The sequence below is a fragment of the Mycoplasma sp. 11548 genome (assembly GCF_055523555.1).
The window spans coordinates 1074619-1091491 of sequence record NZ_JBVFVF010000001.1 but is presented as its reverse complement, the minus strand read 5'-3'; the positions used below and the strand labels follow the sequence as shown (position 1 = coordinate 1091491).

Genomic DNA, 16873 nt, shown 5'->3' with positions numbered 1-16873 from the left:
TTATAATTATTTTTTGTTATAATTTATAAAAAAAGTGGCTTAATAATAAAATGCCAAATTTTAAGATAGGAGAACAAATGGCAAAAAGACAAAGATCATTTTTTGAACGTTTATCAGAGTTAAATGATAATTTTGATGAAAAAAATAAAAAATTAAGCAGAAAGACAAAACGTAATTGAATCAATTATACAATTTTGGGTTCTTTAGCAACTATGATTATAACTGGTATTACAGTTCCCTTAGTTATCAATACTACTAAAGTAAATTATATTGAACCAAAAAAAGATAGTGAGAATGCTTTTGTTTTTAATAATAATTTAAATATTTCAATTGGTGATTTAACAAAAAAATTACAAACAAACGACACAGACTATTCAAAACAATTTGATGATACTTATAAAAAAGTTATTTTTTACATGTATGAAAAGGAAGTTTTAGCTTCAAAACAATACCAAGAAATTGTTAATAGTTCACTTAGCAATAATGAAAATGCAAATTTATCAATTGAGCTTAGTTCACTAGACAAAATTAAAGAAAATCAGAAAAAGAAAATTAACGATCTTAAAAATAATTTAAAAACAACGTATGGATATTCAACATGAGAAAATGTTTATAAAGAAAGATTATTAACTGATGAGTATGGGAAGAGCACTAGTGAAGAAGATGCAATTGAATATTTAACATTTAAAGAAATTGAATCAACTGCGCTTAGATCTTCCGAAGTAGAAGTAAAAACCGTAAGCTTAGATTTTATTAATAAAACAGCTAAGAAAACAATTTATAAAATTGATACTAATGGAAATCCTGTAAAAGACGCAAATAACCAAGCAGTTGTTTTATTTAACCAAGGTGATAAAGTATTTCCACACTTTAAAGAAGGTGTAAATTACTTTATTCAACCCAGCAATCCAACTCAAGCGACACTTTTTCAAACTAAATCATATATTACTGATTTAATCCCTGCTGATAATGTAATTAGAAATTACTTTAATAATAACAATGTTTTAATTCCAACTTCAGTTTTATTACCTGGCGTTGTTAATTCTGATTCTAGATTTGGATTTAGTTTAACAGATACAACTGCTCGTCAAAAATATATTAATAATCTGAAATATTCAGTTTTAAAGGAAGGAAATTCTAATATAAAAGTAAGTCAAAATATTGATTTATTACTTAATTTTAAAAAACCAAGTGAATATGGACTTTATACCAATAAAGACCAAACATTAGATGCTTTTAAAGAAGAAACTTCAAGATATAAAACGTATTTAAGTGCATTAACGCTAACTTCTGATAGTTCTTTAGGCTTCTTAGGAACTTCAAGTATGAGCGACTTAATCAATAATAATATTGATCTTTCATTTGGGACAATTGCAAATAATTTACTTAAAAACTCAAATAATTTTAAAGAAATTGATTTAAAACAAGTATTTAGTATGCCTAGTGGTTTTAACCCTAATGTTGAACAAGAAATTGCTAATTTGATTAAAGAAGCACAGGATTTAGCAACAAATGCAAGTGAAGGTAATCAAAATGATAGGTTCAACTTAATTTCTAATAAATTGGAAGAAGCAAACTTATTAATTGATCGTTACTTTGCACAATTAACTAGCGAACAATTTAATGATGTTATTAAAACAAAATATAGTGATGTTTTTGCTATTAAAGTTAATAGCAATACATATAATTCTTTAGTTTATAAAATTAAAGATAAACAAGAACAATCTTTAATTTTAACTCCTGGGGGAATAGCAATCTTTACAAATGAGCATCTTGATACAATTGACAATTTTAAAGAATATATTACTAATGATTTAGTTAATATTGCTGGTGGAAATGCTTCATACTTCAAATTTGATGAAAAATTAAATGCATACAAATCAAAAGAATTATTAGTATTGGATAAATTAAATGACCTTGAATTTGTAAGTTGGTTATTAACACAGAAAAATCATGATAATAACATATATACCAATGAATTGATTAGCAAATTGAAAGATGAAGTATCATCAGTTAGAAATGGTCTTAAATTAAAAAATGAATTAACTTTATATGAAAAAATTGATACATATATTAAAGACAAAGTTAATTCACTTACAAACCTTAACTTTAAAAATGTAGATGGAGTAGTTAGAGTTGCTTATTTAGGATCTGACAAAGCATCAGTAGAACTAAATAACTCTAAAAATGCTTTTGAGTTAGCTGAACAAGAATTTCAAAAGTATTTTGAGAAAGGAAATAACTAATGAAAGCACTTAAAAAATTATTAACTTTTTCAACTCTTGGATTTATTCCTGTTGTAGCTGTAGCTTGTGGGCGGGATGTTAATACTGATAAAAAAATAGCTCAAGATAAATTATTTTCAGGTCAGAATGTTAAAGATGTTGTGCAATCCTTATGGCTAGATAACACCTTAAAATCTTTATATAGTGTTTCAGAATCTGAAAATATTAATAATCCTAAATATAAAGAAGATGCCTTCCAAGCTTATAAAACATTTTTAAAAAATCAATTCCAAAAGGATACTAAATATCTTCCAAAACAAATTAGTGATTTATTATCTAAAGGTTTAATTAATCAAACTCAATATAATGATTTAAAAAGTTTGCTTAATTCATATTATCCAAATGTAACAATGGAACAATTCTTGATTCTTTATAATATTAAAGAATCAAAGGTTAAATTAACTGTTGAACAGAATTTATTAGTTAATAAATATCTAACAATTTCTAAAAAAGAAGATTTAGAAAAAGTGTATGCAAGCCAGTATCAATCAAGAAAAGATGATTATGATCTAAATAACTTCATTTTAATTGATTATTTAGTAAATAAAAGACTTACCCAAACTTGAACTCATTCAAGTACTAGTGAAAATGATTTATTTACTTCATCTGTAAAAACAATCAATAAAATTGCGGATTATACTGCTATATCTCTTAAATCATTTGATGCAAAAGAAGTAGCTAATGATGATGTTTTATTTTCTAATAGGGAATATGAACGTAAAATTGGTGGTTATAAAGGCTTAGAGGCTTCTTCATTAAATTTTAATTTTGAATTAAATGCATTAAAGAATAATACAACTGAAACACTAGCTAACGGATTTTATGATTATTCTAAAAAAACCTTAATTAAAGTTAATGATGATGAAACATTAGTTGAAGCTTTACCAATTACTAGTGGGAGCAACTCTATTTTAGTAACCTATGTTAGTTGGTTATTGCCTCTAGGCAAGGATTATGAAATTGAAAATCCTAAGCAAGAAGAACGTAGCGAAAAACCAACGATTAATGTTAAAAAATTAACCTTAGAAGGCACCTATTTAATTAAAGATTTAATTAAATTAACTACCGCATTATATGATTATGATAATAATTTATTTGAACAAGCTGTAGATGCTTTTGTTAAGCTTGGAAATAAAATTAAATTAACAGTTGAAGATGAAAATCTTAAAAAAGCCATTCAAGGATTAAAATATGCAGAATAAGAGTATTTTTACTCAAATTATCGAAAGAAAAATACCTGCGAATATTGTTTATGAGGATGAAAAAATAATTGCTTTTTATGATATTAATCCTGTGCAACCAGGTCACTTTCTAATTGTTCCTAAAGTAACTGATGAGAATATTTTAAAAAATAATGAAGAAGATTATGTATATCTAATGTTAATGGCTCGTAAATTAGCTAATAACTATATTCAAGAACATAATTGTTCAGGCTTTAAATTACAAGTAAATACTGGAAAAAGTGCTGGGCAAGTAGTTTTCCATACCCATGTGCATATTATTCCCTATAAATAACAAAACCAGTTTTTAATAAGCTGGATTTGTTAAAAAGTATATTGTACTAAATTAAAAAAATAAGTTAATATTTTCATGTGAACTTTACTACTTTGCTTTAAAAATATTATTTATGTATTAAATATTAAAATTTAAATTAAAATAATTCAAACAAAATATAAGAATTAATTAAAATAGCAACAACAATTAGTTTGTTGCTATTTTACTTCTTTAAAATTCAATAATCTATCCCTATAATATTCATATTGTTTATGTCTAAGATTTATTTCAGCTGGTAAGCCTTTAGTTAAATCATTTGTTAAGCCAGAGAAATTATCTAGGATTTCAACTATTTTGTTTTGGAGTTGAAGGGGTGGGATAGGAATAATAATATCCTCTAAATCCTTTTTATTTAGTGCTGGTATACTTCCTTCACATACTAATGTTTCTCTAATTTTTTGTTGAATATTTTTTAGGTAATAATATAGAAATTTAGTTAATATTTCATTATCATCTTTGCTTCTAAAAGGATAGCATAATCCACCAGCCCAAAAGTCTTGATCCATGTATTGTACAAATCCAGCATTACCTCTTGAAGCAACTGTTATTGCATCACCATTGTTATTAAATTTACCATAATATCCGTAAATAGATGTACCAGAGTTTATAACAGGGTATTTACCGTTTGGTATTAAATCAGTAGTCTTTAACGTACCTTTAGGCAAATTATTAATTAATTCTCCAAGCTTCTTATATTTAACCCCACACCCAAAACTAACTAGCTCAAAACCAAAGATATATTCAAATAATTTGGCTAATCCTGGATTATTCTCTCTCTCTCTCTCAATATCATTAATATTAAATGATAATAAGAGATCTCTATAATATTCATATTGTTTTTGTCTTAAAGACATTTCAGAAGGTAAGCCAATTTTGAGATCATGACAAATTTCCTCAAAGTTGTCCAATACTTCTGCAATGCGGTTTTGCACTGGAAGTGGTGGAAGGGGAATTTGAATTCCAGCCATAACATTGCTCATTAGTTTGGCATTACCCATTCCGATATTTACATGTTCTTTTGTACGGATGGATAATGCATAATATAAGTATTTTATATTATCATTAGTTTTAAGATCCAATAATCCACAAATATTAGTAATATTAAATTTACCAGTGCGATAAAATACAGTTCCAGCATGTGCTCCGTCTGTGGTCCAAGTAATATATTCTCCATCGTATTGGTACGTATTAATTTTGCCAAGTTCACCGTTATTTTCGGTTTGTGATGAATATACTGGATATTCTCCTGGGTTATCTCTAATATAATCTTTAGAGATAACAATTCCCCTGCTTAACTTGAATAATTCATCGATTCTTTTATACTCAACGTTAACTTTTGAATCATCAAAAGTTAATAATTTATCTCTGTAATACTCATATTGCTGCTTACGGTATTTAAGTTCTGTGGTAAGTTCTGTGAAATTATCAAGAATTTTCACAATTTCATCTTGGACCGCGCGGGGCGGGAGGGGAATAGATAGATTCATGAAATCAATTTTTGACATATAGAAACGCGTCACGCCTCTTACTACTTTTTTAATATTATTTCTAAAAGTTTGTGCATGGAAATAATAGTTAATAAAAGAAGGGTTAACAAGATATTTATAATCATCTTTTAACCTAATACCAAAAAGATGATCATCTAAAAATACATTATCTTTTATTTCATCAATAATAACTGCTGAAATAGCACATTCATCATCAGTTTCTGATGCTGAAGTTAACAAAATATCTCCAATTTGTAAAGTATTTTGCTTAAATGATTTAACAGTAGCATTTTCTAACTTTGTTGTATCCACATAAAGGTTCTTGTAAACATTCATATAATCAATAAATTTGCAGTTACCTGTTTCTTTTCATTTTAAAGATACGCCAGTCATTCCATTGAAATGGGCAAAAATATCTCTTATCTTCTTATGTTCAACACCATCTGGACAGAATTCTTTAATTAACTTTTCAATTTTATTCATAATGGTTCCTTTAACATATAATAATTAATTTTAACAGAAAATATTTCCACCGCTTATTATCAATATTATTTAATTAGATTTATATAAAATAACTTGTAGAATAACTACTTTTTTGAACTACATTTTTAATTTTTTGCCCAGACTGTTGGGGTTAATCATTTTTTTATTTTTTGATTTATATTATGATGCTTTTGTTGCAAAAAAAGATAACGAAAAAACAAACCAAAAAAATTTTTTTCTTCTTTGGCAACTAAATTGGAAAATTTATATATTTTTTGATGTTTTTACTGTCTAAAAAATTAAGACATAATTATGCATATTGTTAAATTAACTATAAAATTTCAAAATGAAGCAAAAAGATTTTTAACCCCCCGCCCTTGATTGCAATCAAGGGGGCCTTACTTTTGAAAAAGTAAGCAAAACTTCCAGAAAACACGTGCCCGTGTTTTCTATTTTTATTATTTTCTTTTTTATTAAAAAATATTAAAATTAATATGCATCAATTTTTATTTCATCATTGATGCTTCTGTGTAATGTTCGAAGTATCTCTAAATACTCAGCCATAATCTTATTGGCTTCAAGGTTATTTCCTTGTGCATTCACAGAGACACTATTAAACTTTGAGATGTATAATTCAAGAGTTTTAAAAAATGAGTTTGTTTTCTTATGGATAAATGCTAGTTTTCCAACGGCAGGGATAGAATAATCTAAACCTTTCTCAAGAGCTCACATTTCTGTAAAGCTTAGATATTTTCCATTAGGTTCTTTGGCAAAGTATTTTTTTCCATTATATTTAAAATACAAATTATCATCAGAACAATGTACTAACACAACATCAGAATTATAAGGAAATATAATCCTTTTGTCATGCATATCGAAAGCTGCAAGGTTTTTACCTTGGTATCTAACAACACCATTTAAAACTTTTCTATTAATCTCTAAATCAACGGCTCAATTGCCGTTTTTCTTTCCTTCTTTTTGAAAGACATTATGTTTAGAAATTATTTTTTTATTCCTCGTGTTGTAATAATTTTGAAATACTTCGTTATTTTGCTTTAAATCATTAATATCTTTATATCCGTTTTCATGAATTAATAATGGGTATTGATCTAATGATGTTCTAAAAGATCTCTCAACGTGAGGTTTATGTTTGGGATTAGATGAACTGAGTACTTCTATTCCTTTTTTATTTAAATCTTTTTCAAAAATTGTTTGTGCGTTTTCGTTTCCCCAAAAAGTTCTTCTTTTATCAGTATAAATTTTCTTTGGAAATCCATATTTCTTAAATACTATTTCTAACAGTCTTTGATATCCTAATGTTGTTTCTTGTTCTTCAAATCATGCTGCTAATAATGTTCCAGTAGCAACATCAATTGCATGATAAAGATAGAATGGTTTATTATTTTTTAAATATGGTTCAAGCTGAGCATCGATTTCAACAATTTCACCAAATTCTAAATTTTTCTTTAGACCCAAAACTTGTCTTTGTTTTTCATTTTGTTTAATTTGTTTATAATATTTTTTTAATAGCAATGTTGTCTCTTGTGAAGTTTTCTTCTTTGATATTTTTGCTATTTTTCTTCCTCTTTTGGTTGTATGTATATTAAATAATCCTAATTGGTTGAATCTTCTTACCAAAGTTTTGTAAGAAATTTTTTGCCTTATAAAAGAACCATATTCTGAATAATAATAACTTTTAAACGAAAGTTGGTTATTTGTTAGAATGCTATTTAAAATAATTTCACATGTTTTTAAATAATCTTTAAACACTAATTCAATTTCTGAATCGGTAACTTTGCAACTTCTTTGTTGATTTTTATTTTTATGACTGATGTCAATTTCTTGATTACTTTTTATTATTTTTTTATATCTTTTTACAGTTGATACACTAAGGTTTGTAATTAAACTAAGTTGAGATAAAGATTTTTCAATATTAGCAGCAATTAATATGAGAGATTGCTGTTTTTTTAGTTCGTAGTTTGTTAAGTTTTTGTACTTATCTATGTTATGTTTGATTCTCATAAATAATTTATACCATATTTTAATTAAATTAGTTCACTTTCCATGGGATTTATATATGGACCTAAATAGTTGTCATTGGACAGGAAAATTTATATATTTTTTGATGTTTTTACTGTCTAAAAAATTAAGATATAATTATGTATATTATTAAATTAACTATAAAATTTCAAAATGAAACAAAAAGATTTTTAAACCCCCCGCCCTTGATTGCAATCAAGGGAGCCTTACTTTTTAAAAAGTAAGCAAAACTTCCAGAAAACACGTGCCCGTGTTTTCTATTTTTATTATTCGTTTTTTTATTAAAAAATATTAAAATTAATATGCATCAATTTTTATTTCATCATTGATGCTTCTGTGTAATGTTCGAAGTATCTCTAAATACTCAGCCATAATCTTATTGGCTTCAAGGTTATTTCCTTGTGCATTCACAGAGACACTATTAAACTTTGAGATGTATAATTCAAGAGTTTTAAAAAATGAGTTTGTTTTCTTATGGATAAATGCCAGTTTTCCAACGGCAGGGATAGAATAATCTAAACCTTTCTCAAGAACTCACATTTCTGTAAAGCTTAGATATTTTCCATTAGGTTCTTTGGCAAAGTATTTTTTTTCCATTATATTTAAAATACAAATTATCATCAGAAGAATGTACTAACACAACATCAGAATTATAAGGAAATATAATCCTTTTGTCATGCATATCGAAAGCTGCAAGGTTTTTACCTTGGTATCTAACAACACCATTTAAAACTTTTCTATTAATCTCTAAATCAACGGCTCAATTGCCGTTTTTCTTTCCTTCTTTTTGAAAGACATTATGTTTAGAAATTATTTTTTTATTCCTCGTGTTGTAATAATTTTGAAATACTTCGTTATTTTGCTTTAAATCATTAATATCTTTATATCCGTTTTCATGAATTAATAATGGGTATTGATCTAATGATGTTCTAAAAGATCTCTCAACGTGAGGTTTATGTTTGGGATTAGATGAACTGAGTACTTCTATTCCTTTTTTATTTAAATCTTTTTCAAAAATTGTTTGTGCGTTTTCGTTTCCCCAAAAAGTTCTTCTTTTATCAGTATAAATTTTCTTTGGAAATCCATATTTCTTAAATACTATTTCTAACAGTCTTTGATATCCTAATGTTGTTTCTTGTTCTTCAAATCATGCTGCTAATAATGTTCCAGTGGCAACATCAATTGCATGATAAAGATAGAATGGTTTATTATTTTTTAAATATGGTTCAAGCTGAGCATCGATTTCAACAATTTCACCAAATTCTAAATTTTTCTTTAGACCCAAAACTTGTCTTTGTTTTTCATTTTGTTTAATTTGTTTATAATATTTTTTTAATAGCAATGTTGTCTCTTGTGAAGTTTTCTTCTTTGATAATTTTGCTATTTTTCTTCCTCTTTTGGTTGTATGTATATTAAATAATCCTAATTGGTTGAATCTTCTTACCAAAGTTTTGTAAGAAATTTTTTGCCTTATAAAAGAACCATATTCTGAATAATAATAACTTTTAAACGAAAGTTGGTTATTTGTTAGAATGCTATTTAAAATAATTTCACATGTTTTTAAATAATCTTTAAACACTAATTCAATTTCTGAATCTGTAACTTTGCAACTTCTTTGTTGATTTTTATTTTTATGACTGATGTCAATTTCTTGATTACTTTTTATTATTTTTTTATATCTTTTTACAGTTGATACACTAAGGTTTGTAATTAAACTAAGTTGAGATAAAGATTTTTCAATATTAGCAGCAATTAATATGAGAGATTGCTGTTTTTTTTAGTTCGTAGTTTGTTAAGTTTTTGTACTTATCTATGTTATGTTTGATTCTCATAAATAATTTATACCATATTTTAATTAAATTAGTTCACTTTCGGTGGGATTTATATATGGGCCTAAATAGTTGTCATTAGACATTATCAATATTATTTAATTAGATTTATATAAAATAACTAGTTTTATTGTATAATTGAGCAAATCAAACAATAATATATAAATACACTAAATATAAGCAAGGAGAAAAATGTCAGCAATTAAAAAAATTCATGCACGTGAAGTGTTAGATTCACGTGGAAATCCTACTGTGCAAGTAGAGGTTTATACACAATTAGGTGGATACGGATCTGCTATGGTTCCTTCAGGAGCATCAACAGGATCTAGGGAAGCTCTTGAATTAAGAGATAAAGGATCAAAATACGAAAACAACTGATTTGGTGGTAAAGGTGTTATGTTAGCAGTTGACAATGTTAATAACATTATTGCACCAGCAGTTGTTGGATATGAAGTTACTCAACAACGTAAAATTGACCAATTAATGATTTCATTAGATGGGACACCTACAAAATCTAAATTAGGTGCTAATGCTATTTTAGGAGTTTCATTAGCTGTAGCTCGTGCAGCAGCTCATGAATTAGATTTACCATTATACAAATACTTAGGTGGGTTTAATGCACACCAATTACCAGTTCCAATGTTAAATGTTATCAATGGTGGAGAACATGCTTCAAACACAATTGATTTTCAAGAATTCATGGTTATGCCAGTTGGAGCTAAATCACTTAGAGAATCATTACAAATGGCTAACTTTGTATTCCACAATTTAGCTAAATTACTTAAAAAGAATGGACACGGTGTTCAAGTTGGTGATGAAGGTGGGTTTGCTCCAAACTTCAAATCACATGAAGAAGCTTTAGATTTCTTAGTTGAAGCTATTAAAGTATCTGGTTATGTACCAGCTACTTCAGGTGAAAAAGCTGTTGCAATTGCAATGGACTGTGCATCAAGTGAATTATATGAAAATGGTGTTTATACTTTTGGTAAATTAAAGAAAGCTATTGAAACTAAACAACCAGGATTTGAATCACTTAAAGATGTTAAACTATCTTACACTACTGACGAAATGATTACATACCTTAAAGGATTAATTGATAAATACCCAATTATTTCAATCGAAGATGGTTTTGCAGAAAGTGATTGAGAAGGCTTTAAAAAATTCACAAAAGAAGTTGGTCACAAGGTTCAAATCGTTGGTGATGATTTAACAGTTACAAATACAGCAATCTTAAAACGTGCTATTGAAGAAAAATCAATGAACTCAATTTTAATTAAGGTAAACCAAATTGGTTCATTAACTGAAACCTTTGATGCAATTCAAATGGCTCAAAAAGCAAACATGACAGCGGTTGTTTCGCACCGTTCAGGAGAAACAGAAGACACTACTATTGCAGATATTGCAGTAGCTATGAATGCTGGTCAAATTAAGACTGGTTCAATGTCGAGAACAGACCGTATTGCTAAATACAACCGTCTATTAGCAATTGAACAAGAATTATGCTCATCAGCAGAATTCCAAGGTGCTAAATCATTTTATAACTTAGAAAAATAGTTAATATTTAAAACATCTTGCTTAAAGCAAGATGTTTTTTAATGAATTGTGTTGAATAGTCCAAATATTTATTCATAATTATAACTATTCACAAAGTTATTTTATTTTTTTATTATAATATTAGTATGAATTGAACAAGTGAAAGTAAAAAAAAATTAATTAACACTCGCATTATTCCAGCGATTATAATGGTTATTTTCTTAATCTTTTTATTAGGGTTTAACCATTATGTATTTTATTTGGCTGGGAACAGTTTACAGGATAATATATATATTCCTCTATATATACTTGCAATTTTACTAATAACAAGTGTGGGCTATTGAATTTGTTATGAACTTGCCAATGGTTTTATACAAGATAAAAAAGCAGCATTACTTCAAGCTTTATTTATGGCAATTGCATTGCCTATTTGAGGCGTTCATTATTATGCCGCAAAAGGAGAAGGCAAGATTATTGGAGAATATATTGCAATAGATTTTTTACCTTATTTGTTTTTCCTTGATTTTAGATTTTTTCCATTACTTGTTTTGATTTTATTATTACCATTATTCTCATATCCACTAATAAAAATATTAGTATTAAAAAGAACACCAAACCAAATATTATATAAAAACTATTTTAAGAATATTTTATTATTTATAGCAAGTTATTTAGTTATATGGATATTATTTAGAACTTACCTATTATTACATCTTATACCAGATGGACTTTATTATATTTTACTTTGTATTATAGTGCCAGCTGCTCATGATATAGGAGGTTTTTTTGGCGGCATGTTCTTTGGAAGAAAATTCTTTGTTAAAAAACTTGCTCCAGCAATTAGCCCAAATAAAACAATTGAAGGGGCAATTGCTGGAATCCTATCAGGGATATTTACCATTTTTGCATTTTCAATTTTTTACTATTTTATCTTCAAAAATAATGAAAATACTTCTTCAAATGATTTAATTAGTAGAATAATATTTATTTATAAAACAACTGGATTTCATCTTAAAATTCTTGGAATTGCAAACTTTATAATCTTTGCGCCAGCTTTTGCATTAACTGGTGATTTATATTTTTCATACTTAAAACGTCGCTTAGATCTTAAAGATTTTTCTAAGATTTTAAAAGGACATGGTGGAATGTTAGATCGAATTGATAGTATCGCATTTGTATTTGTACTGTTATTTATTTTAGCAGCGATTTTATAGGAGGTTTTATGAATTATAGTGATAGAGCATTTGATAGATTGGCCAAAGGTATTAAATTACCTTTTTTAATAACTTTAGAAGATGTCTCAATTATTGATGCTAGAAATGATAATGGATTAATAGCTGGTAAGATTTTACTGAAAAGAGTTCCTGATATACGAGAGTTCTTGCAATTTGTTTATCATATTGAACAAAACAGACATTTATTTTCGTCTCTAACATATGAAGTTCAAAACTACTATCAAGAGCAAGAGATTTTTCGTGATTATATTTATCATTTTCTTGGTGCTTTTGCCAATTTTAAAAATATTCACCCATTAATTAATAAACAAAATGATATTTATTATAGTCATGATAAAAGTAAATGAGTTTTAAAATATACGAATCGTGAATATGAATTGGAATATAAAAATGCTGTTAGTTTTTTAAATAACAATTTTCCACGTTTTGGTCTGGGAAACGTGCAAGTAGAAATTTTATTTGACAAATTTGATTTAAAACTAAATATTCAAACTAATCAAGATTATATTAATTCACAATTTGATTTATTTGTGAAACAAGGCACAAATATACAAGAATTTCAAAAAAATGCCCGAAATAAATTTAGTAACAATTTTAATCGCTCTTACAGATTAATTGAGTTAGATCAACTTAAAGACTATAATGATTTTGATAATTTACCAGTTACATTTACTGGAACTATTTATAAAAATGAGTTATACGAAAGAAATGGCACTAGAATCCACAAATATAAAATTACTAATGAAAAGGATGCTACTTCATTAGTTCACTTTGTAACTAATGAAGAAAATCCTGAATTAATAAGTGTGGGAAATAATGTAAAAGTACAGGGAATTTATAATTTAAAAAACAATAATTCAAATTCATTTCAAAAATCAAAAAATGTTAGAGTTGATAAAATTGAAGTAATTGAAAAGAATCAAGAAAATTTCAAAGATGATTTAGATATTGAAAAGCGAATTGAATTCAATACTAAAAGCAAAATGAATGCAATGGATGGACTTTTAGATGCTGAACAAATTGTACAAATTGCTAAAAAATATGGACATAAATCAGTTGCAATTTTAGATTCAACAAGCTGTCAAGCTTATCCAAAGTTTGCATTATCCGCAAAAAAAGCAGGGATTAAGCCAATTTATGGTGTTTCTTTTGATGTCATTTCTAAAAACAATATGATATTTTTAACTGAATTTGATAATAAAAATATTATGGATGAAACATATGTTGTTTTTGATATCGAAACAACAAACCTTTCCCCAAAATTAGGAGAAATAATTGAATTTGGTGCAACTATTATAGAAAAAGGTAGCATTGTTGAAGAGATTCAATTCTTTATTAAAGCAAAACAAAAACTTAGTGAATTTACCATTGAATTAACTAAAATCACTGATGAGATTTTAAAGAAACAAGGTTTAGAACTTGATGAAGCTCTTGCAAAAATTTATAAAATTTTGAATAATAGAACAGCAATTGCACATAATGCAAAATTTGATATGAATTTTATTGTTCAAAAATTCATTGAGTCTAATATTGATCCGCCTCAAACTGTGTATCTTGATTCATTAATGATTTCAAGATGTGTGTCACCTGATAATAAAAAGCACCGCCTTGGAGATTTTGCAAGTGCCATGGGTATTGATTATGACTCAGATGTGGCCCACCGTGCCGATTATGATGCATATGTATTAGCTAATTCTTTAATAAAAGCTTTTGAAAAACTAAAAAATCAAGGTGTTTATGATTTTGTATCCTTAAATAATTATTTACCAAATGGCTTTGAATATTTTAAAAAAATAAATACGAGTAATAGCCAGATAAGTGTAATAGCGAAAAATCAAGCGGGTTTAAAAGAATTATTTAAACTTGTTTCACTTGCTTCAACTGAAAGGCACTTTAATGGTCCTAAATTATTTTGAGATGACTTGCCTAGAACAAATAATTTACTATATGGATCTGGGGGTCTAAAAAGCCCTTTAATTGATTCTTTATTATATTCATCAGATTCAGAAATAAATAAATTAATTGAAAAATTTGATTATATTGAATTGCCACATCCTGATGCTTTTTTACATAAAACTTCAATTGGCGGATATTCAAAAGATGATATTAATTTCTTATTGAAAGATTTGGTTAATAAAACAAAAGCAAAAAATAAAACATTAATTGCAATAGGTGACGTTAGATTTGAAAATACAGAAGATAAAACTTTTTACAAATCATTAGTTTATTCTAAAGGTATTGGAGGAACCCCACACTTTTTATTTAGTTATAAAGATGCATATAAACTGGAAATACCAGATCTAAGCTATTTAACTACTGAAGAAATGAAAGATAAATTTGCTTTTTTAGAAAATGTAAACTTAATTGATGAAATAGTAGTTAAAAATACTAATTACTTGGATTCATTAATTGAAGATAATATTCAAGTAATTAAAGATAAGTTATATACTCCTACATTTGATAATTCAAAAGAAAAATTACCAGAGTTAGTATTTCAAACTGCTAAAGAAAAATACGGTGAAGATTTACCAGAGGTCATTTTACAAAGAATTAATAAGGAATTAGATCCAATTATTAAATATGGATTTCATGTTATTTATTGAATATCACATATTTTGGTAAAGAAATCAAACGATGATGGGTATTTAGTTGGAAGTCGAGGTTCAGTTGGGTCTTCGCTAGTTGCTACTTTATCAGGTATAACTGAGATTAATCCCCTTGAACCTCACTATATTTGTGCTAATTGCAAATATTTTGAAATGGTAGATAATCCACCTACATCATCTGGATTTGATTTAGATGATAAGAATTGCCCTAATTGTAATACTTTATTAGGTAAAGATGGCCATTCAATACCTTTTGAAACATTTTTAGGCTTTAATGCTGATAAAGTTCCTGATATTGATTTAAACTTTTCAGGAGATTATCAACCTATTATCCATGCTGAAGTAAGAAATTTATTTGGCAAAAATAGTACTTTTAGAGCCGGAACTATTTCAAGTATTCAAGAAAAAACTGCCTATGGATATGTTAAGGCAGCAGTTGAGGATTATAATTGAAATTATACACCTGATTACATCGATTATGTTTCTTCAAAAATAATCGATGTAAAACGAACAACAGGTCAACACCCTGGCGGGATTATTATTATTCCTAAAGAGTTAGATGTTGAAGATTTTACCCCTATTAACTTTCCGGCTAACGATGAAGATAGCGATTGGAAAACAACGCATTTTGATTTCCATGCAATTCATGATAATGTTTTAAAATTGGATTTACTTGGTCACGTTGATCCTACTGCAATTCGAATGCTTGAAAGATTAACCGGTTTAGATGTTAAAAAAGATATTCCATCAAAAGATCCAAAAGTTATGTCATTATTTACATCACCAAAGGAATTAAATATTGGACCTGAAGATATTGGAGGTGAGAAAACTGGAGCACATGGAATTCCAGAATTTGGCACTGATTTTGTGCGTAGAATGTTAACACAAGCTAAGCCACAAAGTTTTGCTGATTTAATTGCTATTTCTGGCCTGTCACACGGTACAGATGTTTGAAGTGGTAATGCGGAAGAATTAATTACGAAAGAGAAAATGAAACTTTCAGATGTTATTTCATGTCGTGACGATATTATGCATTTTTTAATCAAGCATGGTGTTTCAAACTTAGATTCATTTAATATTATGGAAAATGTACGTAAAAGTAAGGGGTTAAGTAGCGTGGACGAAGAATTATTGCGAAGTAAAAATATTCCTGAATGATCTATTAAAAGTATGAATTTAATTAAATATATGTTCCCAAGAGCACATGCAACTGCCTATGTTTTGATGGCTTGGAGAATAGCATGGTTTAAACTTTATAAACCATTAGAATATTATGCAACATTCTTTACAACGAGACTTAGTGAATTTGATATTGAAATTTTAGGCGAACAATATAAAGTGCTTCACAAAATTGATGAATTAAGAGGCAAAAAAGAAAAAACAGTTAATGAGCGCAACCTATACGCTACTCTTGAAATAGCAAGGGAAATGTATGCAAGAGGATACGGATTTTTAAATATTGATTTAAATAAATCTTTAGAATCCGAATGAGTAATTGATTATGAAAAAAATTCATTAATTGCACCTTTTAGTGCAATTAAGGGATTAGGAGAATCAGTAGCTAAAAAAATAGTGCAAGCTAGAGATCAAATGCAATTCCAAACCAAGGAAGATTTTAAAAAGCGTAGTGGAGTTAATGCAACATTATTTGCCGAAATTGATCGCCTAGGGGTTTTAGAGGGACTAAGCGAAAGAGATCAAATGTCGCTTTTTTAAGTTTAACTAAATGTTATTTAACTATAAAAGGCAGAGTCAAAGTTTAATGCAGTTGGATTTTGTTTTTTATATATTATGTTATAATATAGCAAACACCTTATTGCT

At 27.4% G+C, this 16873-nt stretch carries 10 protein-coding genes; 6 read left to right on the top strand and 4 right to left on the bottom strand.

What is annotated here, in order from left to right; translation table 4 throughout:
* Nucleotides 1-77 precede the first annotated feature (77 nt).
* Genes AC0B4K_RS04485 through hinT form a run of 3 tightly spaced genes read left to right on the top strand, consistent with a single transcriptional unit; the run spans nucleotide 78 to nucleotide 3800 of the window.
* Complete coding sequence (locus AC0B4K_RS04485) at nucleotides 78-2246, top strand: HinT-interacting membrane complex protein P80 (RefSeq protein WP_465103960.1); 2169 nt, start codon at nucleotides 78-80, stop codon at nucleotides 2244-2246.
* The gene (locus AC0B4K_RS04480; RefSeq protein ID WP_465103959.1) at nucleotides 2246-3487 is read left to right on the top strand and encodes a HinT-interacting membrane complex lipoprotein P60; all 1242 of its coding nucleotides are present in this window, start codon (nucleotides 2246-2248) and stop codon (nucleotides 3485-3487) included. Before AC0B4K_RS04485 ends, AC0B4K_RS04480 begins: the two co-directional genes overlap by 1 nt.
* The gene (gene hinT / locus AC0B4K_RS04475) at nucleotides 3477-3800 is read left to right on the top strand and encodes a histidine triad protein HinT (RefSeq protein ID WP_465103958.1); all 324 of its coding nucleotides are present in this window, start codon (nucleotides 3477-3479) and stop codon (nucleotides 3798-3800) included. The genes AC0B4K_RS04480 and hinT overlap by 11 nt, the downstream gene beginning before the upstream one ends.
* Before the next feature lie 197 nt (nucleotides 3801-3997).
* Here the strand turns inward: hinT and AC0B4K_RS04470 are convergent, their stop codons facing one another.
* From AC0B4K_RS04470 to AC0B4K_RS04455, 4 genes are all read right to left on the bottom strand, one after another.
* The gene (locus tag AC0B4K_RS04470; protein ID WP_465103957.1) at nucleotides 3998-5809 is read right to left on the bottom strand and encodes a restriction endonuclease subunit S; all 1812 of its coding nucleotides are present in this window, start codon (nucleotides 5807-5809) and stop codon (nucleotides 3998-4000) included.
* Nucleotides 5810-6298: 489 nt separating this feature from the next.
* A complete protein-coding gene (locus AC0B4K_RS04465) occupies nucleotides 6299-7831 on the bottom strand; it encodes a transposase family protein (RefSeq protein ID WP_465103318.1) in 1533 nt (510 codons plus the stop codon).
* 315 nt (nucleotides 7832-8146) lie between these two features.
* Nucleotides 8147-8446: a hypothetical protein gene (locus tag AC0B4K_RS04460; RefSeq protein ID WP_465103956.1), complete on the bottom strand. Its 300-nt coding sequence runs from the start codon at nucleotides 8444-8446 to the stop codon at nucleotides 8147-8149.
* Nucleotides 8415-9428 (bottom strand): transposase family protein, encoded by a 1014-nt coding sequence (locus AC0B4K_RS04455; protein ID WP_465103955.1) that lies wholly within the window; start codon nucleotides 9426-9428, stop codon nucleotides 8415-8417. Before AC0B4K_RS04455 ends, AC0B4K_RS04460 begins: the two co-directional genes overlap by 32 nt.
* Before the next feature lie 442 nt (nucleotides 9429-9870).
* Here AC0B4K_RS04455 and eno point away from each other — a divergent pair, with 442 nt between their 5' ends.
* From eno to AC0B4K_RS04440, 3 genes are all read left to right on the top strand, one after another.
* Nucleotides 9871-11232: a phosphopyruvate hydratase gene (eno, locus tag AC0B4K_RS04450; RefSeq protein ID WP_465103954.1), complete on the top strand. Its 1362-nt coding sequence runs from the start codon at nucleotides 9871-9873 to the stop codon at nucleotides 11230-11232.
* 125 nt (nucleotides 11233-11357) lie between these two features.
* Nucleotides 11358-12425 carry a phosphatidate cytidylyltransferase gene (locus tag AC0B4K_RS04445; RefSeq protein WP_465101854.1) on the top strand — a complete coding sequence of 356 codons (1068 nt, stop codon included), beginning with the start codon at nucleotides 11358-11360 and terminating at the stop codon, nucleotides 12423-12425.
* 8 nt (nucleotides 12426-12433) lie between these two features.
* Nucleotides 12434-16768, top strand: a complete 4335-nt coding sequence (locus tag AC0B4K_RS04440; protein WP_465103953.1) for a PolC-type DNA polymerase III — start codon at nucleotides 12434-12436, stop codon at nucleotides 16766-16768.
* Nucleotides 16769-16873 lie beyond the last annotated feature (105 nt).